The following is a 2,519-nucleotide window of genomic DNA, read 5'->3' on the forward strand; positions in this document are numbered from 1 at the left end:
TAAAAAATGGTCTTCAGACAGCGGCAATATCCGCAAAACAATAAGTGCCGAATTTGAAGAAGTGCTCTGATAGTTGAGATGATCACTTTGTGATTTATTTGCATTCTTTAAATATCATAACTCATAAGCTACCATTGACAGTTAGTGATTACACTGCAATCTAACGAGTTAAAATCATGAGCTAATTTATAAAAAAATAACAAAGGAGCTGTTGGGTAATGAATAGATTTGTATTTCTAATAATGTTATTGCCGTTTATTGTAATTGCATCAGATAATGAATCAGGAAAGGATTTTTTTATTAAAATGGTGAAAGAGGCTTGCTCTGACCATAAAGATCCTAAATTCTGTAAGTGGCAAATAGAAAATCTAAGTGCTATGACTAGCATCAGCACGCTGACATACTACAGATGTAAACTTAACAGTGAAAAAGGAAAGGAATGTGACGACTCCGTAGAAATGTTTGATTATATTCAAGGTCAATATGATAAGAACATGGCTGAAATCAAATCGGAGTAATAGCTAGATACTTTATAAACCACCCTCGGGTGGTTTTTTTATGGGCAAAATAAATGCATAACATCCCACCGGAATTGCTGATCGCGACAACTAAGCTTGAGGCAGAAGCAGAAATTATACTCTATGAAATAGACCTAACAAATATAGGTGGGATTCGGTATCGATTCCACAACGGTACCAATGAATCATCAGGACCGGTTATTTGGCAAGGCCAAGAATATGAACCTTACCCTATCATGGGAGATGGTTTTGATTTAAATGGCAAAGGCCCATCGACACGCCCAACCATTTCACTGTCTAATTTGTTTGGCCTAATCTTTGGTATCGCTAGCCGCCTAAACTCAGGGTTAGGGGGTATTGTTATTCGTCGTAAGACAACGGCACAATTCCTCGATGCAGCGAATTTTGCTGGTGGCAATGACAATGCGGATCCAACGCAAGAGCAAGTTAGCCGATGGGTGATTGAGCAGCTAACCAGTCTTAACGCTGAAACTGCAACATGGGAACTTGCCGCCCCAACGGAAACGGATGGTGCAACTTTTCCAGCTCGAGTCATTCTTTCGGATGTATGTAATTTTAGCTATCGGTCTGAAGAGTGCGGGTATAAAGGAGGACCGGTTGCTGATGAGCTCGGTAACCCAACTCAAGACCCAACTAAAGATAAATGCGGTAAGCGCCTATCTGATTGTAAATTAAGAAATAACTCAGGTCGAATAGGCTGCTTCCTCTCTTCTTCTCGCCTTAGTCAATAAGGATCTCCATGTTAGAACAAGCTATTTTGGAACATGCAAAACACATGGCGCCACAGGAATCGTGTGGCCTTGTGATTATTCAAGACGGTACCGAGATTTATATTCCTTGTGAAAACCAACATATCGATCCTGAAAATCATTTTTCAATTGCGGCCGAGGACTATATTCAAGCTAGCCAAATCGGCGAAGTCATCGCTATTGTTCATAGTCACCCCGGTGGCAATTCCTATTTAAGTACAGCAGATAGAGCGCACCAGTTAAAAACAAATCTCCCTTGGTGGTTAGTTTACGATGAAAAAATTATCAAATTTGAGTGCGTACCTAAGTTATTAGGCCGTGAGTTTATTCATGGCTCTACAGATTGTTATGGCCTATTCCGTGACGCTTACCATTTAGCCGGTTGCTCATTGCCAGATTTTGATCGTGAAGACAATTGGTGGCGGCAAGGGAAGGAGCTTTATTTAGATAACTTAGCGGAAAATGGTTTTAAGCAAGTCAAAAGAGACATTCAGCCCGGAGATATCATTTTGTGTTGCTATGCCAGTTCTCGGGCAAATCACGCCGCAATCTACTTGGGCGACCAAACTATTTTGCATCATGTTCCTAATCAATTGAGCAAGCGAGAGGTTTATAACGAAAGATGGCAACGAATGACTCACTCGATTTGGCGCTACCGCGACTGGCAACCATCCGCTTTTATGGGGATCTGCAACGATTTGGCCGTCGATTCGATTTAAATATAAAAACCGCAGCTGAAGGGCTTCATGCCTTATTTCTTCAAATTCCCAATCTAAAACAACAATTCCGTGATGGCTGGTATCAAATTCGCATTAGTGGATCCGATGTTGACCCTAGCGAATTACATCAGCGTGTCCATGAACCATTGATGGAAAATGCGGTAATTCACATTGTTCCGCGTATCGAAGGTGCAAAAACAGGTGGAGCTTTTCAGTTTATTGCCGGCGCAGCCGTTTTAGCGATTGGATGGTGGAACCCAGCAGGGTGGAGTTTTGGCGCATCGATGATGCTAGCAGGTGGCGCAATGATGATTGGTGGTATCGCTCAAATGTTAACGCCGATGCCTAAACCTGCCAACTTGTCACGCACTGAAGAAGAAAAGGGAAACACATACTTCAGTAACCTTGAAAACGCAGTCGCGCAGGGTATGGCGGTACCAATTGCATACGGTGAGATTATGTGTGGTTCAAGGGTGATTTCACAAGCGGTTGAAATTATGGATGACGGTGAT

At 42.1% G+C, this 2,519-nt stretch carries 4 protein-coding genes; all 4 read left to right on the forward strand.

The annotated features are described in order from the left end of the window. Positions 1-218 precede the first annotated feature (218 nt). Positions 219-518: a hypothetical protein gene (locus PSF09_RS18380; protein ID WP_180312609.1), complete on the forward strand. Its 300-nt coding sequence runs from the start codon at positions 219-221 to the stop codon at positions 516-518. 53 nt (positions 519-571) lie between these two features. Then, the gene (locus tag PSF09_RS18385; RefSeq protein WP_180312610.1) at positions 572-1,270 is read left to right on the forward strand and encodes a phage minor tail protein L; all 699 of its coding nucleotides are present in this window, start codon (positions 572-574) and stop codon (positions 1,268-1,270) included. Positions 1,271-1,272: 2 nt separating this feature from the next. Further along, positions 1,273-2,007, forward strand: a complete 735-nt coding sequence (locus PSF09_RS18390; RefSeq protein WP_244069348.1) for a C40 family peptidase — start codon at positions 1,273-1,275, stop codon at positions 2,005-2,007. Further along, on the forward strand, positions 1,911-2,519 hold a 609-nt coding region (locus PSF09_RS18395), incomplete at its 3' end, for a tail assembly protein (RefSeq protein WP_272684289.1). The genes PSF09_RS18390 and PSF09_RS18395, both read left to right, overlap by 97 nt.

It is taken from the genome of Providencia sp. PROV141, from assembly GCF_028481645.1.
In the GTDB taxonomy this organism is placed as follows: Bacteria; Pseudomonadota; Gammaproteobacteria; order Enterobacterales; family Enterobacteriaceae; genus Providencia; species Providencia rettgeri.